25 protein-coding genes and 1 riboswitch are annotated in these 24786 nt (G+C 51.6%); of the genes, 16 read left to right on the forward strand and 9 right to left on the reverse strand.

Annotated features, from left to right (window positions below):
• Positions 1 to 28 precede the first annotated feature (28 nt).
• Together nrdG and nrdD are read right to left on the reverse strand one after the other, a co-directional pair.
• Complete coding sequence (gene nrdG, locus BN3279_RS05035; protein WP_059049537.1) at positions 29 to 541, reverse strand: anaerobic ribonucleoside-triphosphate reductase activating protein; 513 nt, start codon at positions 539 to 541, stop codon at positions 29 to 31.
• A 1-nt stretch (position 542) separates the two neighbouring features.
• A complete protein-coding gene (nrdD, locus tag BN3279_RS05040; protein WP_198343567.1) occupies positions 543 to 2723 on the reverse strand; it encodes an anaerobic ribonucleoside-triphosphate reductase in 2181 nt (726 codons plus the stop codon).
• A gap of 229 nt (positions 2724 to 2952) precedes the next feature.
• On the opposite strand from nrdD, the gene BN3279_RS05045 reads away from it, so the two are divergent.
• The 3 genes from BN3279_RS05045 (at position 2953) to nagZ (ending at position 5524) form a co-directional block, all read left to right on the forward strand.
• Entirely contained in the window at positions 2953 to 3486 is a 534-nt protein-coding gene (locus BN3279_RS05045; protein ID WP_059049539.1) for a hypothetical protein, read from the forward strand.
• 73 nt (positions 3487 to 3559) lie between these two features.
• Positions 3560 to 4138, forward strand: a complete 579-nt coding sequence (locus tag BN3279_RS05050) for an LOG family protein (RefSeq protein WP_059049540.1) — start codon at positions 3560 to 3562, stop codon at positions 4136 to 4138.
• 27 nt (positions 4139 to 4165) lie between these two features.
• Positions 4166 to 5524 carry a beta-N-acetylhexosaminidase gene (gene nagZ / locus BN3279_RS05055; protein ID WP_232436756.1) on the forward strand — a complete coding sequence of 453 codons (1359 nt, stop codon included), beginning with the start codon at positions 4166 to 4168 and terminating at the stop codon, positions 5522 to 5524.
• Positions 5525 to 5541: 17 nt separating this feature from the next.
• Here nagZ and BN3279_RS05060 read toward each other — a convergent pair whose 3' ends face one another.
• Positions 5542 to 5856, reverse strand: coding sequence for an MGMT family protein (locus BN3279_RS05060; RefSeq protein WP_059049541.1), 315 nt, complete (start codon positions 5854 to 5856; stop codon positions 5542 to 5544).
• Between the two features lie 142 nt (positions 5857 to 5998).
• Here BN3279_RS05060 and BN3279_RS05065 point away from each other — a divergent pair, with 142 nt between their 5' ends.
• Both BN3279_RS05065 and BN3279_RS05070 read left to right on the forward strand, forming a co-directional pair.
• On the forward strand, positions 5999 to 6748 hold the full coding sequence (locus BN3279_RS05065) for a DUF1361 domain-containing protein (RefSeq protein WP_232436757.1): 750 nt from the start codon (positions 5999 to 6001) through the stop codon (positions 6746 to 6748).
• Positions 6745 to 7320, forward strand: a complete 576-nt coding sequence (locus BN3279_RS05070; protein WP_059049542.1) for a GNAT family N-acetyltransferase — start codon at positions 6745 to 6747, stop codon at positions 7318 to 7320. The genes BN3279_RS05065 and BN3279_RS05070 overlap by 4 nt, the downstream gene beginning before the upstream one ends.
• A gap of 213 nt (positions 7321 to 7533) precedes the next feature.
• Here BN3279_RS05070 and BN3279_RS05075 read toward each other — a convergent pair whose 3' ends face one another.
• Both BN3279_RS05075 and BN3279_RS05080 read right to left on the reverse strand, forming a co-directional pair.
• Positions 7534 to 8343, reverse strand: a complete 810-nt coding sequence (locus tag BN3279_RS05075) for a histidinol-phosphatase (protein WP_059049543.1) — start codon at positions 8341 to 8343, stop codon at positions 7534 to 7536.
• 28 nt (positions 8344 to 8371) lie between these two features.
• Complete coding sequence (locus tag BN3279_RS05080) at positions 8372 to 9274, reverse strand: LysR family transcriptional regulator (RefSeq protein ID WP_059049544.1); 903 nt, start codon at positions 9272 to 9274, stop codon at positions 8372 to 8374.
• A 278-nt stretch (positions 9275 to 9552) separates the two neighbouring features.
• On the opposite strand from BN3279_RS05080, the gene BN3279_RS05085 reads away from it, so the two are divergent.
• The 5 genes from BN3279_RS05085 (at position 9553) to BN3279_RS05105 (ending at position 14724) form a co-directional block, all read left to right on the forward strand.
• Positions 9553 to 10011 carry a chemotaxis protein CheX gene (locus BN3279_RS05085; RefSeq protein WP_059049545.1) on the forward strand — a complete coding sequence of 153 codons (459 nt, stop codon included), beginning with the start codon at positions 9553 to 9555 and terminating at the stop codon, positions 10009 to 10011.
• 326 nt (positions 10012 to 10337) lie between these two features.
• Positions 10338 to 11114 carry an SDR family NAD(P)-dependent oxidoreductase gene (locus BN3279_RS05090; protein WP_059049546.1) on the forward strand — a complete coding sequence of 259 codons (777 nt, stop codon included), beginning with the start codon at positions 10338 to 10340 and terminating at the stop codon, positions 11112 to 11114.
• 130 nt (positions 11115 to 11244) lie between these two features.
• On the forward strand, positions 11245 to 12723 hold the full coding sequence (locus BN3279_RS05095) for a DEAD/DEAH box helicase (RefSeq protein WP_059049547.1): 1479 nt from the start codon (positions 11245 to 11247) through the stop codon (positions 12721 to 12723).
• Between the two features lie 37 nt (positions 12724 to 12760).
• The gene (locus tag BN3279_RS05100; protein ID WP_059049548.1) at positions 12761 to 13507 is read left to right on the forward strand and encodes an ABC transporter ATP-binding protein; all 747 of its coding nucleotides are present in this window, start codon (positions 12761 to 12763) and stop codon (positions 13505 to 13507) included.
• Positions 13508 to 13509: 2 nt separating this feature from the next.
• Positions 13510 to 14724 carry an ABC transporter permease gene (locus BN3279_RS05105; protein WP_059049549.1) on the forward strand — a complete coding sequence of 405 codons (1215 nt, stop codon included), beginning with the start codon at positions 13510 to 13512 and terminating at the stop codon, positions 14722 to 14724.
• Positions 14725 to 14789: 65 nt separating this feature from the next.
• On the opposite strand, the gene BN3279_RS24160 is transcribed toward BN3279_RS05105, so the two are convergent.
• The 3 genes from BN3279_RS24160 to BN3279_RS05115 all read right to left on the reverse strand — a co-directional run bounded on the left by BN3279_RS24160 (position 14790) and on the right by BN3279_RS05115 (position 17059).
• The gene (locus BN3279_RS24160; RefSeq protein WP_222860879.1) at positions 14790 to 14906 is read right to left on the reverse strand and encodes a YjcZ family sporulation protein; all 117 of its coding nucleotides are present in this window, start codon (positions 14904 to 14906) and stop codon (positions 14790 to 14792) included.
• A gap of 119 nt (positions 14907 to 15025) precedes the next feature.
• Positions 15026 to 16324, reverse strand: coding sequence for an aminotransferase class I/II-fold pyridoxal phosphate-dependent enzyme (locus BN3279_RS05110; protein ID WP_059049550.1), 1299 nt, complete (start codon positions 16322 to 16324; stop codon positions 15026 to 15028).
• A gap of 108 nt (positions 16325 to 16432) precedes the next feature.
• A complete protein-coding gene (locus BN3279_RS05115) occupies positions 16433 to 17059 on the reverse strand; it encodes a pyridoxamine 5'-phosphate oxidase family protein (RefSeq protein WP_059049551.1) in 627 nt (208 codons plus the stop codon).
• A 133-nt stretch (positions 17060 to 17192) separates the two neighbouring features.
• Here BN3279_RS05115 and pdxR point away from each other — a divergent pair, with 133 nt between their 5' ends.
• The 3 genes from pdxR to BN3279_RS05130 all read left to right on the forward strand — a co-directional run bounded on the left by pdxR (position 17193) and on the right by BN3279_RS05130 (position 20541).
• The gene (gene pdxR, locus BN3279_RS05120) at positions 17193 to 18707 is read left to right on the forward strand and encodes a MocR-like pyridoxine biosynthesis transcription factor PdxR (RefSeq protein ID WP_059049552.1); all 1515 of its coding nucleotides are present in this window, start codon (positions 17193 to 17195) and stop codon (positions 18705 to 18707) included.
• A 34-nt stretch (positions 18708 to 18741) separates the two neighbouring features.
• Complete coding sequence (locus BN3279_RS05125) at positions 18742 to 19527, forward strand: helix-turn-helix domain-containing protein (protein ID WP_059049553.1); 786 nt, start codon at positions 18742 to 18744, stop codon at positions 19525 to 19527.
• Between the two features lie 117 nt (positions 19528 to 19644).
• A complete protein-coding gene (locus BN3279_RS05130) occupies positions 19645 to 20541 on the forward strand; it encodes a DUF4097 family beta strand repeat-containing protein (protein WP_059049554.1) in 897 nt (298 codons plus the stop codon).
• Positions 20542 to 20621: 80 nt separating this feature from the next.
• Here BN3279_RS05130 and asd read toward each other — a convergent pair whose 3' ends face one another.
• The gene (asd, locus tag BN3279_RS05135; protein WP_059049555.1) at positions 20622 to 21443 is read right to left on the reverse strand and encodes an archaetidylserine decarboxylase; all 822 of its coding nucleotides are present in this window, start codon (positions 21441 to 21443) and stop codon (positions 20622 to 20624) included.
• A 114-nt stretch (positions 21444 to 21557) separates the two neighbouring features.
• Positions 21558 to 21669, forward strand: a riboswitch (TPP riboswitch).
• A 105-nt stretch (positions 21670 to 21774) separates the two neighbouring features.
• Between asd and BN3279_RS05140 the strand changes: the two genes are divergently transcribed.
• Genes BN3279_RS05140 through BN3279_RS05150 form a run of 3 tightly spaced genes read left to right on the forward strand, consistent with a single transcriptional unit; the run spans position 21775 to position 24785 of the window.
• Entirely contained in the window at positions 21775 to 22380 is a 606-nt protein-coding gene (locus BN3279_RS05140) for an ECF transporter S component (protein ID WP_059049556.1), read from the forward strand.
• Between the two features lie 11 nt (positions 22381 to 22391).
• The gene (locus BN3279_RS05145) at positions 22392 to 23963 is read left to right on the forward strand and encodes an ABC transporter ATP-binding protein (RefSeq protein ID WP_059049557.1); all 1572 of its coding nucleotides are present in this window, start codon (positions 22392 to 22394) and stop codon (positions 23961 to 23963) included.
• An 18-nt stretch (positions 23964 to 23981) separates the two neighbouring features.
• Entirely contained in the window at positions 23982 to 24785 is an 804-nt protein-coding gene (locus BN3279_RS05150; RefSeq protein ID WP_059049558.1) for an energy-coupling factor transporter transmembrane component T family protein, read from the forward strand.
• Position 24786: the final 1 nt, after the last annotated feature.

The raw sequence follows: 24786 nt of genomic DNA on the forward strand, positions 1-24786 counted from the left end.
TCAAGCTCAAACTAAACGGTCTCAGGCGTTACTCGGGATAGAGCCGGACCGCAGCTTGCTGGCGCAGGCTCTCTTGCACATCAAGCACCCGCTGGTTCTCCGAACCTCGCCATTTCAGCTTAAGGTTCCGCTGTTCCAGCACAAATTTGCCATCGATGAGCACATCGCAATGAGTTAGTAATTCCAGACGGGCGGAGTCAGCTATAAGTTCCTCGAAGGTGTAGCCCGACCAGGCCCAGATGTTCTTATCCGGACATTCCTTGCGTACACGCTTGACCAGCCCAAGTAGTCCGTCCACATTCTGAAAGGGCTCGCCGCCCAGCAGGGAAAGGCCGGATACTCGAATATCCGGAACTTGCAAATCATCAATAACCTGTTGTTCGAATTCGGGCGTGTAAGCAAAACCGTAATTGAAGTTCCAACTTGCCGCATTGAAGCAGCCCTTGCAATGGTGAGTGCAGCCGGAGACGAATAGGGAATTACGCAGACCTCTTCCGTTCAGCACGTCAAATTTCTTATAATCTGCTATATACATGGTCATGTCACATATGTTTAACGCGGGCTAGCACTTCCCGCTGTTTGCCTTCATTGAAGGGGCGTTGGCTTGGTTCGGACAAATAGCCGCAGCAACGACGGATGACCGAGGAGGTCTTCGGATTGCGGTTGCCGCAATTCGGACACTCGAATCCACTGCTAGTAGCTTCGAACTCGCCTTCATAGCCGCACTCCAGACATTTATCCGTTGGCGTATTGGTTCCAAAGTAAGGTACGCGTTCGTAGGCATAATCCCATACGGCTTCCAGCGCCTCCGGATTTTGCACGAGCGAGTCGAATTCGCAATAGGTGATAAAACCGCCATTGGCATGAACGGGATATTCCTTCTCAAATTCAATCTTTTCAAAAGGCGTTACCTTCTTGGCCACATCTAGGTGGAATGAGTTCGTATAATAGCCTTTATCAGTGATGCCATCCAGCACGCCAAAACGTTCCTCATCCAGCTTGCAGAACCGATAGCAGAGCGATTCGGCCGGGGTAGAATACAAGCTGAAGCCGTACCCGGTCTCATCTTTCCACCGCGCTGTTTGTTCGCTCAGGTACCGCACGATGTCCAGTCCCTTTTGCCATAGCTTGGTATCATCGTAGATATGTTGCCCGTACAGCGACAGAACGGTCTCATGAATGCCTATGTAACCTAGCGAAATGCTGGCCCGGCCGTTCATCAGCAAATGATCGATCGTATCCTCGGGTTGTAGACGACTTCCTGCTGCACCTTCCATATAAAGAATAGGAGCAACCTTGGCCTTAACACCCCGCAGGCGCTCAATCCGGTACATCAAGCCTTCCTTGCATACATCCAGCAGTTCATCGAGCAGACGGTAGAATTCAGCTTCAGAGCCCTTGGCTTGAATGGCCAAGCGCGGCAGGTTCGCCGTCACGACCCCCATATTGAAGCGTCCATCATGCAGTTCTTGTCCATTCTCTTCATATACACCCAAGAATGAACGACAGCCCATCGGGAATTTGAAGGACCCGGTAATGGAAGTTACCTTCGGTACAGAGATAATGTCCGGATACATACGAAGCGTACTGCATTTGAGTGCCAGTTGCTTGATATCGTAGTTAGGATCACCCGGATGAAGGTTAACCCCTTCTTCCAATCCGAAGATCAGCTTTGGAAATACAGGCGTCTTCCCGTCCTTGCCCAGTCCGCGAATTCGGTTCCGCAGAATTGCAATTTGAATTTGCCGTTCTTCCCAGGAGAGTCCGCGGCCAAATCCAAACGTACTGAACGGGGTTTGTCCATTGGCACTCACCAGGGTATTAATCTCATATTCCAGCGACTGGAAGGCATCGAAGGTTTCCTTCTCGGCTAGTTCCTTGGCATAATCGAAGCATTTCGGGAAGCGTTCGTGCAAGCCTTGATTGTCGTAAGCAATATCGAGCTGTGCAATCGTCTCCTGATCCAGCGAATACAGCCATTTTAGTCCGTTAGCATAATGCTTGGCGAAGGACTTGGCCACATAAGGAGCCAGGATTTTATCGATTTCGTTAATCGTATTCCCACCATAAATATGGCTGGCGACCTGGGCAATGATCTGTGCCGTAATGGCCGTCGCTGTTGTAATGGAGCGTGGAGTTTCAATCTGCGCATTCCCTAGCTTGAAGCCGTTCTCCAGCATACCCTTAAGATCAATGAGCATACAGTTGTAGATGGGGAAGTAGGGGCTGTAATCCTGATCATGGAAATGCAGGCTACCGTTATTATGCGATTCTACCACACGTTTGGGAATCATATAGGTTTGCGCGAAGTCCTTGGCCATGATACCGGCCAGTAAATCACGTTGGGTAGGAATAGTAGCTCCATCTTTATTGGAGTTCTCCTTGAGTACCTCTTCATTGGTCAGATCCAGAAGGCCCAGTACCTTCTTGTCCAGGCTGCTGCGTTCGCGCCGCTTCAAAGTACGGATTTCACGATAGCCGATATAAGCCTCGGCTGCATCCTTACGGCGGCTGTTCATCAAGGCGGATTGCACCTCGTCCTGAATATGCTCAATATCAATCTTCTCCAGCCTGGAGATCTTGGTGGTAACTTTATCGGCGACCTTCTGCGCTACGTCCATATCAATTTTCTTCTCTGTGCTATTCATGGCTGCGCAGATAGCGTCAATGATTTTTTGTTGATCGAAGGGTACTTCGGACCCGTCACGTTTTAAGACTATCATCATCATTCACCCTCTATATATTGTTGTGCTTCGTGAGTATAGCACAATATATTGATCAAAAAATGTGATCCTACTCATATTCATTTTTATTTTAGGAGATTTCTCACATACCTCGTAGGGGGGAACTGACAGGAAATTTTACAGTAGCAGGCTGAATTGGACTGGGGACTTATGGTAAAATCTCAAGCAAAGCACATATTAAGGCTACACTTCAAGGAGGATATTCAGCTTGAGACAAAATATTCAGGTGCCCTTTGGCTATGAACCCCCAGTGGCGGACCGGAGAGGCACGTTAATCTTCTATGATTCCTTTGAGCACATGGAGGAGACGGATTTGGAGCTTGCGGCTGCCGAGGCTGCGGCTCGCAAATTCGTGAAGCTGGTGCTGTACCCGCTACATGAGGAGACGGTACGGAGAATGACGAAGCAGCCTGTGTCTGCCTTTTACCGCCGGGAAGACCGCTTGCATGAATGGAAGCGGGAGCACGGTTCTTCTTCCATTACTGTCGAGGGATGGGAAGGCAAGCGTAAGAAATATACGCCCATGGATACGGCGCTTCGCCATCTGACAGAGAAATATCCTGCCCCGCATTTTATATATTTGACGCCAGAGGTAGCTAATCAATTCGCTTCTTTCTTTTCCTTTGAGGAGTGGATTACCAAGGTACGTCTATTACTGACCGCAGAACCAGCGGACCTTCACCCGCGGCTACAGAAATTTGCCCACCGCTGGGAACTTGCGGGCACTGTGCAAGAGAAATAGTGAGAAGTCAGGCACAACCTTTGGGGAAGCAATAGACAATAACTAGGTCTATGGACAAAAGGAGGGGCAGAGGATGAAATCCATTTGCGTATTTGCTGGTTCCCATTATGGAGAAGATGAGCAATATCGTATTCAGGCGGGAAATTTGGGAGCCGTTATGGCGGAGCGGGGCTACCGATTAATTTATGGCGGTTCCAGGCACGGGTTAATGGGAGCGGTTGCGGACGCGGTGCTGGGAGCAGGTGGTGAGGTCGTCGGAGTGATGCCCTCCGGTCTGATCCACGGGGAGAAAGCTCATCCGGGGCTCACTCAATTTATTGAAGTGGTGGATATGCATACCCGTAAAGCAACCATGAGCCAGTTGGCTGATGGCTTTATCGCATTACCCGGTGGCTTCGGTACACTGGAAGAATTATTTGAGGTACTGTGCTGGCTCCAGATTGGTATCCACCAGAAGCCGGTGGGTGTACTGAATGTTAAGGGTTACTATGATCCGCTGATTGAATTAGTGGAATCTTGCGTAAGTGCCGGATTTGTTCAGGCTGAGCAGAGGTCGTTGCTCAAACGTGCGGAGGAACCCGGAGAATTGCTGCATCTGATGGAGAGTTTTATTCCGTCCATTACAGAGGCAAAATGGAAGCAACAGGTGTAATACAGAAATGAACAGGAGGCAATTCATATGCGCTCAAATACGACTCCCCAAACCAGGCTAAATCATGCCGGGCGAATCGTGTTCTGCCTGCTAATGGTCCTTGTGCTGGCCACGGCTTGTTCTCCGGGGTCCCAAAGCTCAGGAGAGCTTCCTCGAGATACCAACTCGGGTGGGGCGAACGGGGAACAGAACACGGGGGAAGCCAGTCAAGGACAGTCCTCCGGCTCGCCGGGCAATTCGGAAAATGCCAGCAACTCTGCGGATACCGCTTCATCATCTTCTGATCCGGTGGAACAATGGCTGAATAAGCTGAGCACCGAGGAGAAGATCGGTCAATTGGTTCTGCTCGGTCTGGATGGGACAACGCCGGATAAGACCGTACGTTCCTTCATTCAGGAGGACCATGTGGGGGGATTAATTTTCTACAAGGATAACATCCAGGATGCCAAGCAAGCACTTGGTTTATTTAATGATTTGAAGCAGCTTAACCGGGAGCATGCGCAGATTCCTTTGCTTCTAAGTGTAGATGAAGAAGGTGGCAAGGTCAGTCGTATGCCCCAGGAATTCGACGGCTTGCCCACGGCTCGCAAGATCGGTGATACAGGCAGCGAGGAGCTGGCCAAGCAAGTCGGAGGTATTCTAGGACGAGAGTTAGCGGATTTCGGGCTAAATATGAATTTCGCTCCGGTGCTGGACGTGAACAGCAACCCGGATAATCCGGTGATCGGGAATCGGGCTTTCGGTACTGAGCCGGGGATTGTGAGTCAGATGGGGATTGCTGTCATGAAGGGAATTCGCGAGCAAGGTGTGATCCCGGTAATTAAGCATTTTCCAGGGCATGGGGATACTTCGGTTGACTCGCATCTTGGCTTGCCGGTTGTGGAGCATGACCTGAACCGCCTGCGGGAACTGGAGCTGATTCCCTTCACTCGGGCAATTGATGAGGGAGCAGATGTGGTCATGATTGCTCACCTCCTGCTTCCCAAGCTCGATCCCGAGCATCCCGCATCGTTCTCCGAGGTCACCATTCATGATTTGCTGAGACAGGAATTAGGTTTTGACGGAGTCGTTATCTCCGATGATATGACTATGGGCGCGATCACCGAGCATTATGATATTGGGGAAGCTGCCGTGGAGTTTATCCAGGCCGGGGGAAATATCGTATTAGTTGGACATGATTATGATAAGGGCAAGCAGGTGCTTCAGGCCATCCGTACCGCGGTGGATGAAGGGCAGATTACAGCGGATATGTTGGACCAACGCGTATACAACATCCTGGAATTAAAGCGTAAATACGAGCTTGACGATGAGGCGGCGAAGGGTCCCGATTCCGAGCAAATTAACAAGGATATTCGCGGACTGTTAAAGGAGTATAAGCTAAAATAGAATGATTCAACTGTCGTTCATAGAGCTTCGGGGTGATGCTGATAACGGGCAAGATCAATTCGTCCGTTCGGCATCACCTCGATGTCTTCTGCCTCCAAATTCCACATCTGCTCTTGATAGCCCTCTTCGTCCTGCAGGGCAATCTGGCCAGCGGCATTAACTACACGATGCCAGGGCAGGTGGTATTTGGCACTCATGCTGTGCAGGATGCGTACGATTTGCCTGGCGGCTCGGGGGCTACCTGCTGCTGCGGCAATTTGTCCGTAAGTCATCACTTTACCCGGGGGAATGGCTACGATAATTTTCAGAGCTTTTTCGGTAAATGGCTGCATCGATAATCCTCCTTACATTTCACATCAATCCATCTCTTTGTGTTATACCATAACCCACGGGATCGTGACGAGGGCGTAACTATCTGAACGACCGAATCGTACCATTAATAGAGATAAACGATTGGGACGGGAGGTGCATGATTTGCGGCAATGGCAACAGCTTGGTTATCCGGGGAAGGCGTATATGTACGGCTTTCTATTTATTATAACGGTCATCGCCATGAATTACGTGGTTAGTACCCGTTTGCCGGATGGAGGAAGACCGCCTTATCTATTTCTGATCTGGAACACATTTTTGGCCTGGATTCCACTGGGGCTGGCAGTGGTTCTTGACGGAATTAGCCTGCTGCGCTCAAGAACAGGAAAATGGATTCTGGGCATTCCTGTCGGGCTGATGTGGTTGTTCTTTTACCCGAATGCGGCTTATATGATTACGGATATGTTGCATCCCTTTGCACGTTATCCGATTAGCTCACAGGTAAGATTTTGGCAGGAGAACTTGTTCTGGGATCACTTGTTCACCCTGTTCTTTGTCGCTTTGCTAGGGCTGGCACTTGGCTCGGTATCGCTGGCTTCGGTACAGCGACTGGTTCAAAGGGCATGGGGGCAGGTTGCGGGTTGGGTATTCGCTGTTGGAGTGCTCTTGCTAAGCAGCTTCGGCATTTACCTTGGACGTTTTATTCGCTGGAATAGCTGGGATGTTCTGCGAACACCCAAGTATGTGTTAAAGGAGACCCTTCTTTATATGACAGATCCGGCGAACCTGGCGCATGCGATAGGCTTTTGCAAGTGGATTTTTTTGATTACGTTGTTTTGCCACGTGCTGCTTTACGGGTTTTCCGCAGTGAGTGGGAACGCTCTGTTACCGTGGAAGCATAGGGAGGAATCATGACGGAATTGAAGGAGCGGTTGCGAAGCGAATTTCCGGTGTTGGAGAGCGACCGTTTGCTGCTGCGAAGGGTGGTTCAAGAGGATTCCAAGGCGTTGTATGACTGTCTGGCAGACCCAGCCGTTCGTGCCTTCACGTTGTTCTCTCACGGCGGCAACCTCTTATTTCCTGGACGTTTGTACCGCTACTTCGAAGATTCTTATCACATTCTTCGCGACCTTCATTTTGTTATCGAGTCCAAGCAAGATCGTCGTCTAGTCGGGTTGTGCTCCCTGCAGTATTGGACCGAGAAGGGACGCAAGGCTCGGCTTGGCTATTTTGTCTCACCCGCATACTGGAATAAGGGGTATGCTACGGAATCGGTGCAATGTGTGTTGCAATTCGGCTTCGGGACGCTGGGGTTACGGCGGATCGAAGCGGACTGCAGCGTGGACAATCCAGCGTCGGAGCGGGTCTTGCAGAAGTGTGGCTTGCAATACGACGGCGTAAGGGCAGCAGCTACGCGGCCAGCAGCCAAAGGAACTGTGGCAGAATTACGCCATTATGTCGCGGAGTCGATGGACTATGAAATCTAAGTGATAGGTTTTGTTACATAAATGAAATATAGCTGTGATCAAACCCTAATAGAAAGAGGGTACACTTGTTACATGACCCCCTTTTGAATATATATTTTCTCTTGGAACCCGGTGCATGACGGCACGGGTTCTCTTTTTTTTGTCGGCAAGATTTGATGTCGAGTTTACTTCTCGAACAGCTTCGTTCTGGGAAGACGACTTTTTAAGCGGCCTCTACAAAGGTACGGTCACCTTCTGCTGTTGCTTGTAGTACACCCATTCCCGGAAGCCGATCTCTTTCAAGCGCCGGACAACGTCCTCACGCTCATCCCCTACCCGTGCAGGAATATGAGCGTCAGAGCCAAAGGTGACTTCCACGCCGAAATGCAGTGCCCGTTCCAGTATGGCATCGCTTGGATACCAGCCGCCGCTTCGCTTGGTTTTCCCAGAGGTGTTGATCTCAATGGCTACCTGGTTCTCGGCGATGACCTGAAGTGCTCGATCAATGGCAGCCTCAGCCGGAATCTCGGTGAACTCGGGATAATTGCCTTTCATAGCATCAATATGTCCAAGAATCTGGAACATGCCGCTGCGCGCCGATTGACCGATTAATTCATAGTAAGCTTCCTTGGTAGCTATCTTCTCAGCATGGCTTAATCCCTTCCAGCGATTCTCGTTGAAGATGCTGACTCCGCCTACACTGTGCACCGAGCCGATAATGTAGTCGAACGGATATTGATTTAATGTATTTCTGTATACCTCCGCATGCTCGGGGAAAAAATCGGATTCGATGCCGAGCAGGACGTCGATCTTACCTTCGAATTCCTTCTTGAGCTTCAGCACCTCATCCACGTATCCGGCAAAGGCTTGCTTACCCATGGAGATTCGCGGGAAAGGGCGATCTTCCGGACTACCGAAGTAGGGGGTATGGTCGCTGATACCGATAACTGACAGGCCAGCGGCAATGGCGGCCTCAACGTAATCGCGAATGTTGCCATCCGCATGACCACAGCGGAAATGGTGGGTATGGAGATCAAATTTCATAGGAAGCAGACTCCTTTCTGTGAGCAAATTATTCCGAGCTGATGAAGTTGGTTTCGGGCATGCCCTTGAGGTCGCCCAAAAATTGCTGCATCGCCGAGTTGATATACCGACTGGACTTGTAAATAACCCCTACGGGATGGGTAACCTCGAACTCAGGAATCGGGACATTCTTCAGCGAGCCTTGTCGCAGTTCGCGGAGGATGGACTGATGCGAGATCAGCGCGGCGCCCAGGTTGATCTCGACCATCCGTTTCACCTCTTCGCTACTGGAGAGCTCCATGACGATATGCGGTTCCATGTCATGCTGCTTGAACACTTCATCCATAAACCGACGTCCGACCGTATCGGGGGAGAGCATAATCATGGGCACGTCACGTAGCGATTCCAGAGTGGGCATGGTCTGATTGGCTAGCGGGTGAAGCGGCGAGACGACCAGATCGAAGGTATCATAATACAGAACCGAGGATAGTACCTGGGGGTTGTTCTCGATCAAATAACCGATGCCGATGTCCACGAGCCCTTGCTCCACGTTTTGGTAGATCAAGCAGGAGGGCATAGATTGAATCGTTGTCTTTATAAGAGGGAACTGGTCCTGAAAATAAGATAAAATCCGCGGTAAAATCTGAATGGCGATTGATGTGGTGGTACCCAGTACAATATGCCCCTGCGGGGTGTGTTCCATATCCGATAGCTTGAGCTTGAGCTCTTCGACGATATCCAGCATACGTTCGGCCTGTTCAAGAAACACTTGTCCGCGGTCCGTTAACGTCACCGGTTGGTTCCGATCCACCAGTACCGTCCGGAATTCGTCCTCCAGACTTTTGATCTGAGCCGAGACGGCAGGCTGGGTCAGATTTAATAGTTCCCCGGCCTTACGGAAACTTTTTGTTTTGGAGATAGTAATCAACGTTTCCAACTGACTGATATTCACCAGATTGCCTCCCTTTCTTTCCCGTTCCGCTGTATCTTGCAAGCGAAGATTCAGCGCTTTTGTGCGATTTTATTAATTATAGGTGATTTTCCTTGATTAAATCAATGACGTAACCGTTTCCGGGTCTTTAGACAGACTTGACTTAAGAGGTTAGCTTAAATTTCAAATTTCGATTTTTAATGACTTATTAGTAGGAATAAAGTATAATGATCCTTAGCCAAAAGATGGGACTTTAGTATGTATAAAGTTATTCTCCTAGTGAAAAGGGGCGCATAATTTTGAAAGCAGAAGTAATCAATCCTTTTCTTGAATCCGCACGTTCGGTGATTGAACAGGTTGTTCAAATATCCCCATCCACCGGGAGCATGGGCGTCAAGGATGTGATTCCTGTACAGGATCATATCTGGATCCAGATCGGTATGACCGGTCACTTCAGCGGTATGGTTGTCTTCGGATTGCAAGAAGCCGTTGCGCTACGCATCGTTTCCGCAATGATGGGCGGATTTGTACTCACGGAGATGGATGAGATGGGCCAAAGTGCGATTTCAGAATTGGGCAATATGATTAGTGGAAATGCCAGCACGATTTTGTCCAATCAGGGATTTGCCGTAGACATCACGCCCCCGCAAGTAATCAAGTCAATTTCCGCTACACAGATGGAGCCACGCAAAGCGTTATGTATTCCGTTGCTGATGGATGGGATTGGCGAACTGGACATTCAAGTGATGATTTCTTAAGATAGAATTCAGTAAGACTTGAATCGCTTCTTGATCAAGATGACTTTTTGAACAACCTCGTTTGAAGTGTTAGTTCAAAAAGTTGGGTTTGCAGGACCGAAGCTTATGCTTCCGATGTGCGTTTTTTTCAAAACGCTTGAGTTGGATGAAGCTAGGGACTGAGTAGCGGAGCTACACGTTTTCGGAGAAAACGACTTCGGAAGCAGGGTACGTGAGCAACGGAAGAACCGGCTGAATTCAAGATTCGACGCCCGAATCTACTCCTCGAACAACTCCGTCCTGGGAAGACGATTTTTTGAACAACCTCTTGAAGGGAAGTTAGGAATATGTCATTACAGGACAAAGTCGTGGTCGTAACCGGAGCCTCCAGCGGAATCGGCGCCATGGCGGCACAAATGCTGTCTGAACGCGGAGCGATTGTCGTGTTGGCAGCTCGCTCGCTTGACAAGCTGGAGCAGGTGGCCCTCAAGTTGAAGGGTCCTCACCGGCTAGTGAAGATGGACGTTGGGGACGATGCTTCTGTCGAGTCCGGGTTTAAGGGGATTTTTGCCGAGTTCGGTCGGGTGGACTGTCTGTTGAATAATGCAGGCTATGGCAAGTTCGAGTATCTGGATCGTATGCCAACCTCGGAATTTGCCGAGATGATGAACGTGAATTATATGGGGATGGTTCGATGCACGCAAGCGGTGCTTCCTGCGATGAAATCCGCTCGTTCGGGGCGGATCGTGAACGTGGCTTCCATTGCCGGCAAGATCGGTACGGCGAAGTCTACGGCTTATACGGCCACCAAACATGCGGTGATTGGGTTCAGTAGCGCTTTGCGTCAGGAGATTCGGGAATACGGGATTACGGTTTCGACCATCAATCCCGGTCCAATTGATACTGAATTCTTCAACATTGCTGACCCGGACGGAGGTTACGTCCAGAATGTGCGCTGGATGATGCTGAAGCCGGAGCGTGTAGCCAGGGCGATGGTCCAGGCCGTGGAGAAGGGGATGCTTGAGATTAACTTACCCTGGATTGCTGGAGTGGGAACCAAGTGGTATCATATGTTCCCGCGTCTGGCTGACCGGTTGACTTATAAGGTGATGAATAAGAAATAGCCTGCCGTTTAAGGCAGGCTTTTTACTTGCCATTTTTCCGCGAGATTTGTTGTGGTTGACGCTTATCGCATATAATGAAAATAATGGTATAGGATGACATGTACTTTTCAAAAACAAAGGATGGAACTTAATGACAATAACAACGTTTGCCGATTTGGGCATTGTAGACACACTGACGGCAAAATTGAAGGAGCACGGCATTACAGAACCTTCTCCCGTGCAGGCGGAAGCTATTCCAGCAGCGCTGGAGGGCCGGGATATTTTGGCTCAGTCGCAGACCGGGACAGGGAAGACACTGGCTTATTTGCTGCCTTTGCTTCAAGCTATATCGCCCAATGATAAGGCGCTACAAGGACTGATTCTGGCTCCGACTCAAGAGCTTGCCATGCAAATTCAACGGGAAGCGGAGAAGTATGGAGAAGCGCTGGGCATCCGCTCCCAGGCACTCATCGGTGGGGCTGCGATTAAACGGCAACTGGAGAAGCTGAAGCTGCATCCCCAGCTCGTGGTAGGCACGCCGGGACGTATCCGGGAGATTCTTGCGCAGCGGAAGCTGAAGCTGCATACTTTGCGCACTGTGGTCGTGGATGAGGTAGACCAGATGTTCCAACTGGGCGGCACAGCCGATGTTGAGCATATCCTGCGGGGAACGCTGCGGGAGCGGCAACTTCTGTTCCTGTCGGCAACGATTAACGGAGATATCCGTGCTTTGGCCGCCAAGGAAATGAAGGAGCCGCTGGAGATCGGCATCGAGCCGGAGCAACGAACCTCCAAGACGCTGGAGCATATGTATTTCGTCTGCGAAGCAAGGGACAAGATCGACATGTTGCGCCGGATCGTAAGACATTTTAGTCCGGAGCGTACGATGGTGTTCATTAATCACACCGATCAAATTGCCGAGGTTGAAGCGAAGATGAATTATGTGGGCCTGGACGCGGGCGCCTTATATGGTGATGCCGACAAGACGGCACGCAGCTTGACGCTGAAGCGGTTCCGCGAGGGTAAAATTCGTGTGCTGGTAGCTAGCGATGTAGCTGCGCGCGGACTGGATATCGAGGACCTGGCTCTTGTTGTTAATCTGGACCCTCCTATTGATGCTGAACACTATGTGCATCGTTCTGGCCGCACGGGCCGAATGGGCCGGAAGGGGCTGTCCATATCGATTATTACGCCGCAGGAAGAATTTATTATGCGCAAATTCGCCCGGGAATTGGATATTGAGATTGAACTTAAGCAGCTTTATGGTGGGAAGCTGGCAGGCCCTGAAGATCGCCCTGTAGGGAATGCTGCGTCGCGTCAGGGGATGGGCGCCGAAAGAGTGCCTCAAGGCGGAGCTCAAACTCATCGAGACAATGTACCGAATCGTAAGTCATCAACAAGTGAAGGACTCCCATCAAGAACTCATGATTTGGGCGGACAGGCTTCCTTAGGCAACAAAGGCGAGTCCTCTCCAGCTAAACGTTCACCAAATCCCGCTTCGGGCAAGAAGACGACAGGTACGGGACGGCAGGCAACCCCAAGCGCGGCCCGGAAGAAGGAGCGATTGCAGGACCGGAAGAACAAGGGCGCTCCCAAGTGGCTGAAGAACAAGCCACCGCAGGATCAATAGGTAGCGTTAGCGCTATTAACGGTAGGAGGAGTTTGGATTGAGTGAATTGCCAGTATTGCAGGTTGATGATTTGAGTGGTGGGTATAGCGTAGGGCGTCCTGTGCTCCATGATGTGGCCTTTGATGTGCAGCCGGGGGAGATGGTTGGACTTATCGGGCTTAATGGAGCCGGCAAGAGTACGACCATGAAGCATATTCTGGGCCTGATGACTCCGCATCAGGGGGAGATCCGGATATCAGGGCAAACCCGGAATGATCAGCCCGAGCAATACCAATCCTCTCTGGCCTTTGTTCCCGAGTCGCCGTTGTTATATGAGGAACTCACCGTTAGGGAGCATCTTGAATTTGCTGCAAGGGCCTACAATGTGGATCCTGAGGCATACCGTGAGCGCTCGGAGCGTCTACTCAAGCTGTTCCATATGGAAGAGAAGGCCGATAGCTTGTCCATGCACTTGTCCAAGGGCATGAAGCAGAAAGTGATGATTATGTGCGCTTTCGTTGCTCGTCCACCACTGTACGTCATCGATGAGCCGTTCCTCGGACTGGACCCGCTTGGGATTCGTTCACTGCTCGACTTCATGCAGGAAATGAAGCAAAATGGCTCGTCCATCCTGCTTAGCTCCCACATCCTGTCCACGATTGAGCATTATTGCGACCGATTTATCGTGTTGCACCGGGGCAAGGTACTGGCTCAGGGGACGCTGGCCGAGCTTGGGGAGCACATACATACACCGGGTGCCGGGCTGGAGCAGATCTTCTACGACCTTGTGAAGGACGGCGAATAGCTATGGAACTTCGCGCGCTGTATCGACGGCGGAGGGCGCTATTCTGGAGCAAGGTGCTTCCGTATTTGCCCTATGTGCTGCAAAGCGGGGTGGCGGTGCTGCTGCTGATTCTCAGCATTGCCTTTGCTGCCTGGTATACGGCCTTCCTGCGGGATTTGCCACCTGATCTGCCGATTCGCTGGATTATGCTGTTGCTGCTGGGACCGCTAACCGTTCATGCCGGATTTCGTACCTATCTGCAACCGGCGGATATTCTGTTCCTGTTGCCTCAGGAAAGTAAAATGAACTCTTACTTAACACCGGCCTTTCGCAACGGCTTGATTTATAAGGTGCCGGGACTGGTGATTATACTGCTATTGCTCTGGCCCTTGTATCAACGAAGCACAGGAGTCTTCCATCCCTTGTGGCTGATGCTGCTTGTACTGGTGCTGCTCAAGGCACTGAGCACCTATGGCGCTTGGCAGGAGCTGCGCATAGCATCATTACGGGCCCGTACGGGTTACCGTCTGCTGCGCTGGTGCTTCCTTCTGCTACTTGTAGCCGCCTGGATTTGGCAGCCAGCCTGGAAAAGCGCTTTGTTTATGCTGCTGCTTAGCTTGAATTATGTGTTGCTCTTACGGTTCCCGTTAAAACATAAGGTGCCTTGGGAACATCTCATCGCCTTGGAGCGTTCGGGGGCAGCCCGTGCGATGTTAGTGCTGGGGTGGTTCGTGGAGGTTCCAGCCGACGGGCAGAAGGTCGTTCGCCGCCGTTATTTGTCCGCGGTTGGCAATCGGCTTCCCTGGAATCCTGCAGAGGCTTACCGCTACTTATTAATCAAGACCTTTACCCGTAGCGAGTTGCTTGGTATTGTAGTCCGTCTTACCTTGCTGGGCATGGTACTGACGGGCTGGAACGATCAGTCCTGGCTGGGCGCTGCCCTCTACCTGCTGTTTGTGTTCCTGATCGGCACGCAGCTTGCTTCACTGCGACAAACCCATCAGGATTCACCTGCCGCCTCCTATTACCCGTTGCCCGCAGGGGCACGCAAGGCCGCGGTATTGCGCCTGGCGACCGGCTTGCTGCTGGGCATTGCCGTTCTGTTATGGTTGCCCATGATTGTGCTACCGGGCGGTGATCCGGCGCTAACCTTCGGATCGCTGGCAGGTGGTCTTCTCCTGGCCTGGGGCATGCATTCAACATGGGCACACAAATGGCGGGAAGAGGACGACGAGTAGGAATATAAATTGAAACGGACCGCTCCCCGAAGGAAGCGGTCCGTTCTTGTTAGCCGCCGCAGATATTATAACAAGATGGTGCGACTAATGATGACCAACAGAATAAAGAGAACGAGAATATAGCCCGTGCTTGTGTACAGGCCACCGCCGTATCCACCTCTTACATCCTCTACACCGCTCATGTTCTTTCCCCTTTCATACACCTGTCAGGTGTCATGTGTGTTCGTACACCGTATTGTATGAAGCGGGAAGGAGCTGTGCTTGGGCCATGGTATAGATCCGTGGCTAAACACCAACCTATTTATTGATTCTGTAAATCCTGCACACCTTGGTAGATCAGTTCGAATAACTCTTCCAAATACTCCTCAGCAATGCAGGAGAAGGCAATTCGCAGATCGCTTTCCCCGAGGGCAATGGTACCAACCCCATATTGATGAATTAAATGCAAACGAAGCGCTTCGGCTGAAACCGTCTTGAGCTTGAGGCACATAAAATACCCCGAATTAAACGGGTAGTAGTCCCATACAGCATCGTATTTGCCACTGTCCAGCAGGTTTTTAACCTTGTTGGCCCGGCCCTTCATCACATGGAACTTTTCTTCCTTCTGGGCGTTGAACTCAGGCGACTTTAACGCTTGAAGTACAAAGGTTTGGGAAGGATGTGGGCCGCTTGAAATGGTCGAGCGAATTATACCTAATGTCTTCTGCTCTAACGCCGCGAGCACATCTTTATGATTATGGGAGAAGGTGATGAACCCGACGCGGAATCCCCATACAAATTCCTCTTTGGTGGCACCATCCACCTTAATCGGCAAGAGGCGAGGATGCAGACCGCAAAGCTTGCCGAACAACGATTCCTGCAAGGAGTCTTCAAAGAACAGTCCGAAGTAGGCGTCATCCGTAACGGCTACAACATTAATACCAGCTTCGGCCGCTTCGAGCAGAGCTGAGACGATTTCTTCGCCTTCCTTCGCACCCGGTGTGTAGCCTGTCGGATTATTGGGAAAATTGAGAACAACGATAGCTTTGCCCTTATCCTTCTGAGCCAGCAAGGCCTCCCGCAAACCAGCACTGTTGAAAGTCATTTGCTCGGTAAATAGCGGGAAATGAACAAGCTGGGCATGACGGCGAATTCCAAAGGTCAATTCGTAATTTTCCCAGTTCTTATCCGGATAGATCACGGCATCCCCTTCGCCTACGAATAGGTCGGCCACAATACTCAGACCATGGGTCAGGGCGTTAGTCACGATAGGATTACCGAAGCTCTTGTCAGACAACGAAGGGTTGTCCAGGAGCATCTTGTCGCGCCACACCGAGCGCAATTCCGGCTTGCCTGCCGGCGGGGCATACGGATACAAATCCTGTGGCTTATAGGCAGACAGCGTGTCTTGGATGACCGCAAGATGCATCGGACCACCCTGTTCGGTAGCGATGCCGATCGTCGCATTATATTTCTTGGCATGGGCCGAAGCTTCAGCGGATTGGCTCAAGATGCCTTCCTTCGGAAAATAGATCTCCTTGCCCAGCGTGGACAGCATGTCGTACACATGATGATTGCCGGATTTGATGCTCTCGTTTAACTGCTCCGCAAGTGGGGTCATCACATTTCATCCTTCCGATCGGTTTTGATATTTTAAGGAGGTAACGTTCTAAAGCTGCCTAACATTATATCATTTCGATCCTCAGGCGTCACGGTCAATTCATGGGCACTAATCGATTTGTTCGCTACGTACGGGACAATACTGCTTCATCAAGTCGATAGTCTTCGGATCAAGCACCTGATCTCGTTGCTCCAACCCCGTGATGATTTGCGAGAAGGAAGGTTCCTTCACGTTCTGACCGAATTTGAACTTGGCACTGATATCCTCGGGAACAATGCGCAGCAAGGCAACGGCTTTGAGCTGCCCGGCATAGTCAGAATCCGTTGGCACAATAGGCGCATAACCTCCCTCAGGCTGCAGCTTCTCCATAAATAAAGTGAAGACCCGGGCTTTCTCCGGGAGGTCGTCAACCTTCTCCACTCGTCCTCTTACCATCACACTTTTGAAGTAAGCAGAAGCCGGACAAGCCAGCTTAGGATCGGTAAAATACGAAGGAATAATCGCATACTCCTTGGCTACCGTAAAGCTAACGCGGGGATCGTGGGCCAAATGTTTCATCTTCTCCCCCGCCAGGCTGCCATGGAAATAAAAGCAGGCCCCATCATACACGAAATTTAGCGGGGTTACCCGGCTCCAGCCTTCCTTGTCCACGGTTCCTAGAAAACCAAAGGTCATTTCCTGCAAAAACGAGGTAATTTCGGCTTCTTCCGTCATGGAGAATTCTTTTCTACGCATATTGATCGCTCCTTATGATCTTGTTGATGATTAGCTTACGCCGCAAATTGACAACAAAAAAGAACCAATTTACATTAATTTAAATGGTCCAATTACGAGCGAAGGTATGATGTTGTCAGTGAGGAGGAGAATGATGCCGGAATTTACGGTGCATTTAGAGACGTACAGCAAGAAATATACCTATAAATATTTGGCTCTGTACCACGCCATTCGTGCGGCGATTCATGAAGGCAATCTGCCTGAAGGCATGCGGCTGCCGTCCACTCGGGAATTGGCTTCGCATTATAGCCTTTCCCGAGGGAGTGTGTCACAGGCGTATGATATGTTGAATGCCGAGGGGTATGTACATACGGTGGTGGGGAGCGGCACCTTCGTCACAGCCTCTCTCTATTCACCTGTGAAGGAAGCCAAGGAAGTCCGGCCCATCGTATTATCACGCTGGGGCAGACGGGTAGAGGAGCTGATGGCGGCTACTGGAGAAGCGGCCGATATCATCAGGCCCACTGTGACCCCTCCCGGAGTGACTCCCCCCGAACTGATCTCCTACCTTGATGGAGGGACCTGGGAAGCGTTGTTCCCGGTTGCTGAATGGCGCAGTGCCTTGGCCTGGGCCGAGACCGCTGGGAACAACAGCTTGACGGCAACGGTAGACCCTGCCGGTGACAAGGAGTTGCGCGAGGCTATTGCAGCGTACTTGCGGCGGGCAAGGGGCATTGCCGCTGAAGCCGCACAGATTTGTCTGTTCAATGGATCGCTTCAAGCCATTACACTACTGACCCAACTGCTGCTGGAGGAAGGGGAGGCCGCTATCCTTGAAGACCCGTGTTATTACGGGATTACCCGGGCGGTGGCCGCCTGCGGCGGCGTGGTCGTACCGGGACAGATGGACGAAGAGGGGCTTGTGTCAAGAGATTGGACAGCCAAGCTGCTGTTCGTGACCCCTGGTCGGCAATTTCCAACCGGAGTGGTGCTTCCGTACGCTCGCCGCCGTGAATTGCTGGCTTGGGCCTCACGGAAGTCCGCGGTTATTATCGAAGACGATTATGACAGTGAGTTCCGCTGGGGAGGGCGCCCGCTGGAGCCGCTAAAGGCACTGGACCAGGAGGATGGCGTTGTGTATATCGGTTCCTTCTCCAAGACGATGTTCAGTGCCCTCAGAATCGGTTACGCCGTGCTGCCCCGCAGTCTGACTCGTCCCGTTGCCAGCGCCAAGGCACTCTACGAGCCGCTGCCAGCTTCCCGGCTTGAGCAGAGGGCGCTGGCGAGGTTTATGCGTACGGGCGGTTATGAGCGCCATTTACGTAGAATGCGGCGTTACTATGGTGCCAAGCAAGAGGCCTTCCGCCGTGCGATGGAGCAGGAACTCGGTCAGCTCTTCAAGCTAAGGCCCGCTGATGCGGGTCTGCTTATCTACGCCGAGTGGCTTCACTCCCCGGAGGAATATCAGGTCTTTCGTCAGGCGGCCCTGGATCAGGGTGTAGTCTTCCGTGATGCGGCGGCCTATCGGCTGACTCCGGGGATACCCGCAGCGTGCTTCGGCTTTGCTCATTTGGCGGAAGGGAAGTTGCTGGAGGGTATTCACCGGATGAAATCGGCTTGGGATGATATCCAAGCAGGCCGATATCGGGGTATAATAAAAACAACTTAACAAGCGGTCAGCACTTTTTACGGGAGGGAAGGACATGCTACACATTTCACCATCTTCATTCGAATTAAAGCCGGCGTTCGCCAAAATCGTGTGTGAGCCCGGATGGAAATGGCATAAACGAGAGAAGCCGCTACAGAACTATGATTTATTCTATGTATGGAGCGGGGAGGGGACGGTTGTGCTTAATGACCAGGCCATCCCGGTGAGCAAGGGCAGTTGCTTCCTGTTCCGGAAGGGAGATTACACCACCGCGACCCATAATCCTCAACGTCCGCTTGTACTGACGTATATTCATTTCGATGTTCATGAGCCGGTAAGCGAGGTCCCGAGCTCTTACCGCGTACTGAACGAGACGCTTGATTTCGAATACATGCTTGCCCGTTACGTGCGCTTGTTCCTGATCAAGGCCTATGCCGCAGAGGAAGAGGCCCGCTTGATCCTCAAGCAATTGCTGATTTATTTGCTGCGTGAAGAACGTGAGGTGCCCACAGAGCGGAAGGTCAGCAATCAATTGCACGAGGTCATCCATGAGGTAGCGAACTACGTGGTGCAGCATCCGGGCCTTCCGCACAAAGTGCAGGATTTGGCAGCGCGGGCGGGATTGTCGCCGCGTTATTTCTCAATCAAATTCAAGGAAATTATCGGGATGTCGGTCCAAGCCTACATTATCAAGTCGCGTATCGATCGTGCGCAGCATCTCTTGCTTCATGCCGGAATGAATGTGACCGAGGTAGCGGATGCGCTGGGGTATCGCGATATTTTCTTTTTTAGCCGTCAATTTAAGCAGTATACCGGGAAAAGTCCCTCCGAAATTCGTTAAGCAAAAACGTTTATTGCGACTTAAGTCCAGGACCCTTGCTGGCCTCTCGGCCGTGGCGGTACGAGGTGAGTCAGATATAATGTTGATTAGGTAAGGCAAGAACAGGGGGACGCAAGCATGAGGAGCAAATTCGGACAAATTGCCTGGCTTACAACAGCAGGATTATTGCTGGCTATGACCGTGGGTTGTAGCAGCGAGCAGGATGCCTTTTCGGAAAAGTTAGAAAATATGGCCTCGAATACGGTAGATAAGGTGCAGGATTCATTAGAGCTTACGGTCGATAATTGGGAGGAAAATATGACACTTAAGCAGGTGACACATGAGCTTAGTCATACAACGGACATCGGTAAGGCTGATAAGCTGAGCATCGACAATCAGGTGGGCAGCGTAGAAGTGGTGCAGGGTACAACGGATCAACTGTCAGTGACCGCAGTGATTACGGTGCAGCAAGGCCGGATTAGCCAGAAGCTGCAGGAGGAACTGTTCGAAGCCAGCACGGTATCGGTGACAACCAAGAAGGGAATTGCCGAGGTTCGCGTACATGCGAAGGACTATCCCGATCAGAGCTTGTGGTCTTGGGCCAAGAAGAAATTAAATACCTCTGAATTTACAATTGATTATATCGTGGAAGCTCCAGCCCGTGTTCAGGACCTGGATATCCGTGTCGACGTGGGCAATATCAAGGTAGTCGGCGTGACCGGGAAATACCGCTTGGAGGGAGATGTGGGCTCCATTCATGTGCAGGATGGCGGGATTGTGGGGAAATCAACGATTGAGACTGAAACGGGCAGCGTGAATTTGTCTCTGGCTTCTCTCGAACGAGACAGCAGCCTTAGTGTCAACGCCGATGTAGGCAGTATTACCGCCAACATGGCCGACTCCTTGGGTTATAACCTGAAGACAGCTACTGAGCTTGGTCAAATTACCGGAGCACCGGAAGGAACCAGTGAGCACAATGGCGGCGGGCCACAAGTGTCGCTGACGACCTCTCTTGGGAGCATCAAGGTAGAATAGACTAAATTTAGAGTGTACGATACAACAGCAGCAACCAAGTGTGAACCTTCTTCTGGAGGGAACACAACCGGTTGCTGCTTTTACTTATTGTTTGTGGGCTCAGAGGGCCCTGATCCAGGTAGGGCAAGATGGCCTAGCGCCTCACCCATACGTACTTTGCGGCCCACTTTAAGTCCCGTTAACGGGGTGAAGGTGGCGTTCTGGGTGAGCAGGACCACCGTGGAGCCGAATTCGAAGTAGGCGAGATCATCCCCTTGTTCCCAACGGGTAGTGGCTTCATCGGTATATTTGATGCTGCTGACATTCATTGCCCCAACCTTAACGAGCGCAAGCTCACCATAAGCATGAGAAATGTAGGTAATCAGCCGTTCATTGCGGGACAATACGGTTCTCATATGGCGCATGCTAAAATCGTTAACCGGATACACGCGGCCTTTGATATGGTCACTCTCTAACTTCTTGCCGGTCACGGGTGCATGAATACGATGATAGTCCGTTGGACTTAAGTATAAGACAAAGGCATATCCATGCTTGTAAGCTTCCAAACGCGGAGAGTGATTCAAGAGTTCGGCCAGGGAATAGTCCTGGCCCTTGACATTCAGCAGCGTCCCGTCCTGAATGACTCCCATAAACGTAACAAGAGCATCTACCGGACTAATGAGTGCTCCCGGCTCTTCATGAAGCGGGCGCATACCTGGCTTTAATCGGCGGGTGAAAAATTCATTCAGTGTCCGGTAATCTCCGATTTCCATCTCTGCTTCGTGCAAGGGGATGCCATAAGATTTTGCGAAGAACGGGATCATCAACCGGCTGATACCCGAATGCGAGAATCTGCCCATGAGCTTGGAAATCCACTTACGGGAGGACAGTTCCGTCATCCATTTCATCCATGTTGCCGCCAAAATACATCCTCCTCGTCCAATTGCTACCTTCCGCTTATATTGACATAAATCAGGATTGAAATCAATAAATTGATGCTTGCCGCCCGGCAAAGGTTAGTGTATGTTATTAACAATTGCATAGGATACGGGGGCTTGAGTGAATCAGGCTGAGATGGCAGCATATTCCGCTGCAGACCGTTAATCTGATCTGGATAATGCCAGCGTAGAGAATCGACCATAGGGGACATCTGTGTGCCTGTTTGCGCCTTCCCATGGACTTGACTGCCGTCTGAGCTTATTCAGACGGTTATTTTCGTATGCGAACAAATTATTCGCTGAAGGAGAGTTCAATATGTCGGAAATGGCAAAAAGACAAGCCGCACGCGGCTTGAAGTTAAGTGATTTATTGGTGACGGTGCTGATCTCCGTGGTGCTTGGTGTGGTGTATCATTTTTGGAGCTCGGTGTATTCCCTGCTCTCGCCCCTGTTCTTCCAGGCGGACGAGTTGGTGTATGGGATGTGGTTCCTGGCATCAACGCTGGTATTTTTATTGATTCGCAAACCTGGCGTAGCGTTGATTGCCGAGGTGGCCGCCGCTCACGTCGAGATTCTGTTCGGCAGCGAATGGGGCATTCAGTTGGTGCTCTATAGTGTGCTTCAGGGGCTGGGAGCAGAGCTGGTATTTGCTGCATTCCGGTACCGCAAATTTTCCGCTTCGGTGGCTGCGTTGGCCGGAATCGGGGCTGCGATCGGATCGATTATCCCGGATTTCTTCTATGGATACGTACAGGATTATGCTCCATGGCTGCTTACGGCCAAATATATCATGCGGGCCATCAGCTCTGTAGTAATCTGCGGATACTTTGCTTACGGGCTGGTCAAAGCTGTGGAGGCGACAGGAGTAACGGCGCTGCTGCGTCCGGTTGACCCTAAAGATTACGCCGCCCTGGATAAATAAGGGGTGGTGATATGAATATAGCAGCAGAAGTGACCGCCTTGAGATTGAAGTTCCCGGGCGAAGAGAATTTCGTGTTCAAAGACCTGGACTTTAGCGTAGGGCGGGGCGAGAAGGTGTTATTGCTTGGACCCAGCGGCTGTGGCAAGTCGACATTGCTTCAGGTGCTGTGCGGCATCATCCCGAACCTGGTGGAAATTCCGATGCGCAGCACCTCCCAGCGGTTGCCCGACTCCTGGGGCATCCTGTTCCAGGACCCGGATACGCAGTTCTGTATGCCTTATGTGGATGAGGAACTGGCATTTGCGCTGGAGAATCGGGGGATTCCGCGGGAAGAGATGATGGACCGCATGGAGGATGTCCTGACCAAGGTGGGCCTTGCCCTGCCTGATCTCCATATGCCCATTGATGCTTTGTCCCAAGGCATGAAGCAGCGTCTTGCGCTGGCCTCCGTATTGCTGGGGGAGCCGGAAGTGCTGCTGCTGGATGAGCCTTCGGCTTTGCTGGACCCGGAGGGGCGGGAACAGATCTGGCAGGCCATCCTCCGCAATGCGGAGGGCCGGACCCTGATCATTGTGGAGCATCGCCTTGAGGAATTACTGGCGCTGGGGCTCGTTGATCGGGTGGTGTTGTTTGGACCGGACGGCATACCGATCGGCGAGGGAGCCCCGGCGTATGTATTCGCCAAGTTCCAGGCGGAGCTGGAGCGTTTTGGTATTTGGTATCCGGGGGTATGGGAGGATTTCTTCTCGTCTGAAGAGGGACAGCGGCTGTTGAATGCCTCCCCTCTGGAGGGACGAAGGGATGTGCCAAAACTGGTGGAGCTGAGTCGGTATCAGGGGCTTCGTCAAGGCCAGCCGGTCATATCCGTAGAGCAGGCCGACATTCATCCTGGCGATTTTGTGGCCATTACAGGGCCTAATGGAGCGGGGAAGAGCTCCTTGCTGCTCAGTCTGATCGGATTGCTTCCTTCGGAAGGTGTATATCTGCTGCAAGGCGAGCAGTCTGGACACAGGAAAGGCAGTAAGCGCATGGGCAAGCGGCGGAAGGATAACCGGATGGCGCGAAGCATCGGCTTTGTTTTTCAGAACCCGGAATTTCAATTTGTGGCGGACCGTATCCCTGATGAGATAGCGTTCTCCCTGAAGCAGGACGGAATTGCCGAACAGGATATTGCGGAGCGGGTGAGCCATAGCATGCGGCAATTTAGCTTGGTGGGGTTGGAGGAGCGGCACCCATACCAGTTGTCACTGGGACAGAAGCGGCGACTCAGTGTCGCCGGAGCTGCGGTGCGGCGGCAGCCGATTCTGCTGCTGGATGAGCCGACCTTTGGCCAGGATGCGGTAAATACATTTGCCATCCTCGCTTTATGCGAAGAATTGCGTCGTCAGGGTACAGCTATTGTCATGGTCACGCATGAGGAGCGAATCGCTCACTATCTGGCTACCCAGCATTGGGAGATTCGTGGAGGCCGACTGGTCTCGCGGGAGCACACCCCACGCGGCAGACACCTGTTCGGCAGGGGGGAGGTTGAGGGAGCTCGTAAGGAACGATCACTAAGGCCATATGCTCAAATATTCTCTTGAAAGGAATTGATGATGAATATGAGGCGCTTTCTAACGCCAAAGGTACAGACCTGGATGCATAGGGCCAATCCGGCAAGCAAGCTGGTCATGATGTTGCTGCTGTTCGTTATGACTTTGCTGACCCATCGCCTGGATTTTATATTCTATCAGGCCGTTCTGTTTATCGTGCTGCTCTTTGCCTTGAGCGGCTACCAGCCATGGAAGGTGGCTTTGATTATCCTGCCCTTTGTTTTGGTGTTTGTCTCATCGGCGACGACGATGATTTTATTTGGTAAGGGGGACACGCTTTGGTGGGCTTGGGGGTTGCTCCACATTTCGGAGGAAAGCTTCTATCGCGGTATTCATATCGGGCTCAAGGCGGTGACCTTTGCTTCACAGGGACTGTTGTTCGTGCTGACTACGTCATCGGTGGCCCTGTTTTATGCTCTGATGCAGCAAATGAAGCTGCCACCCAAGTATGCATATAGCTTCATGGCTTCGGTTCGCTTGCTGCCGATGGTATGGGAGGAATTGCTTGTCCGGCGCAATGCCTTGCTGATTCGCGGCTTGCGCCCTCCGCGAGGCCTGGCAGGTCTGGCCACAGGGGCCAAACTGTACGCAGTACCGCTGCTCTCGCAAAGCATCAGGCGTGCGCATCGCGTAGCCGTCGCAATGGAGGCCAAGGCGTTTGACGGCTCCCGGCCCCGGACTTATTTCTATCCCACGGCTTACTCACGTTATGATTTATGGATACCTGTACTGCTGATCATCGTACAGGCGTTGGCATACACCCTGGCTATGCTGTATCCACCCTTTGGTATTGCCGATGTTCGTTACCATTAGT

It is taken from the genome of Paenibacillus senegalimassiliensis, assembly GCF_001486585.1.
In the GTDB taxonomy this organism is placed as follows: domain Bacteria; phylum Bacillota; class Bacilli; order Paenibacillales; family Paenibacillaceae; genus Fontibacillus; species Fontibacillus senegalimassiliensis.

Excerpts from the sequence above, each read along its gene's own strand:
- nrdG (WP_059049537.1), bottom strand. The coding sequence starts at position 541 with ATGACCATGTATATAGCAGATTATAAGAAATTTGACGTGCTGAACGGA.
- nrdD (WP_198343567.1), bottom strand. The coding sequence starts at position 2,723 with ATGATAGTCTTAAAACGTGACGGGTCCGAAGTACCCTTCGATCAACAA.
- BN3279_RS05050 (WP_059049540.1), top strand. The coding sequence starts at position 3,560 with ATGAAATCCATTTGCGTATTTGCTGGTTCCCATTATGGAGAAGATGAG.
- nagZ (WP_232436756.1), top strand. The coding sequence starts at position 4,166 with ATGCGCTCAAATACGACTCCCCAAACCAGGCTAAATCATGCCGGGCGA.
- BN3279_RS05060 (WP_059049541.1), bottom strand. The coding sequence starts at position 5,856 with ATGCAGCCATTTACCGAAAAAGCTCTGAAAATTATCGTAGCCATTCCC.
- BN3279_RS05070 (WP_059049542.1), top strand. The coding sequence starts at position 6,745 with ATGACGGAATTGAAGGAGCGGTTGCGAAGCGAATTTCCGGTGTTGGAG.
- BN3279_RS05075 (WP_059049543.1), bottom strand. The coding sequence starts at position 8,343 with ATGAAATTTGATCTCCATACCCACCATTTCCGCTGTGGTCATGCGGAT.
- BN3279_RS05090 (WP_059049546.1), top strand. The coding sequence starts at position 10,338 with ATGTCATTACAGGACAAAGTCGTGGTCGTAACCGGAGCCTCCAGCGGA.
- BN3279_RS05095 (WP_059049547.1), top strand. The coding sequence starts at position 11,245 with ATGACAATAACAACGTTTGCCGATTTGGGCATTGTAGACACACTGACG.
- BN3279_RS05105 (WP_059049549.1), top strand. The coding sequence starts at position 13,510 with ATGGAACTTCGCGCGCTGTATCGACGGCGGAGGGCGCTATTCTGGAGC.
- BN3279_RS24160 (WP_222860879.1), bottom strand. The coding sequence starts at position 14,906 with ATGAGCGGTGTAGAGGATGTAAGAGGTGGATACGGCGGTGGCCTGTAC.
- BN3279_RS05110 (WP_059049550.1), bottom strand. The coding sequence starts at position 16,324 with ATGACCCCACTTGCGGAGCAGTTAAACGAGAGCATCAAATCCGGCAAT.
- BN3279_RS05115 (WP_059049551.1), bottom strand. The coding sequence starts at position 17,059 with ATGCGTAGAAAAGAATTCTCCATGACGGAAGAAGCCGAAATTACCTCG.
- pdxR (WP_059049552.1), top strand. The coding sequence starts at position 17,193 with ATGCCGGAATTTACGGTGCATTTAGAGACGTACAGCAAGAAATATACC.
- BN3279_RS05125 (WP_059049553.1), top strand. The coding sequence starts at position 18,742 with ATGCTACACATTTCACCATCTTCATTCGAATTAAAGCCGGCGTTCGCC.
- BN3279_RS05130 (WP_059049554.1), top strand. The coding sequence starts at position 19,645 with ATGAGGAGCAAATTCGGACAAATTGCCTGGCTTACAACAGCAGGATTA.
- BN3279_RS05140 (WP_059049556.1), top strand. The coding sequence starts at position 21,775 with ATGTCGGAAATGGCAAAAAGACAAGCCGCACGCGGCTTGAAGTTAAGT.
- BN3279_RS05145 (WP_059049557.1), top strand. The coding sequence starts at position 22,392 with ATGAATATAGCAGCAGAAGTGACCGCCTTGAGATTGAAGTTCCCGGGC.
- BN3279_RS05150 (WP_059049558.1), top strand. The coding sequence starts at position 23,982 with ATGAGGCGCTTTCTAACGCCAAAGGTACAGACCTGGATGCATAGGGCC.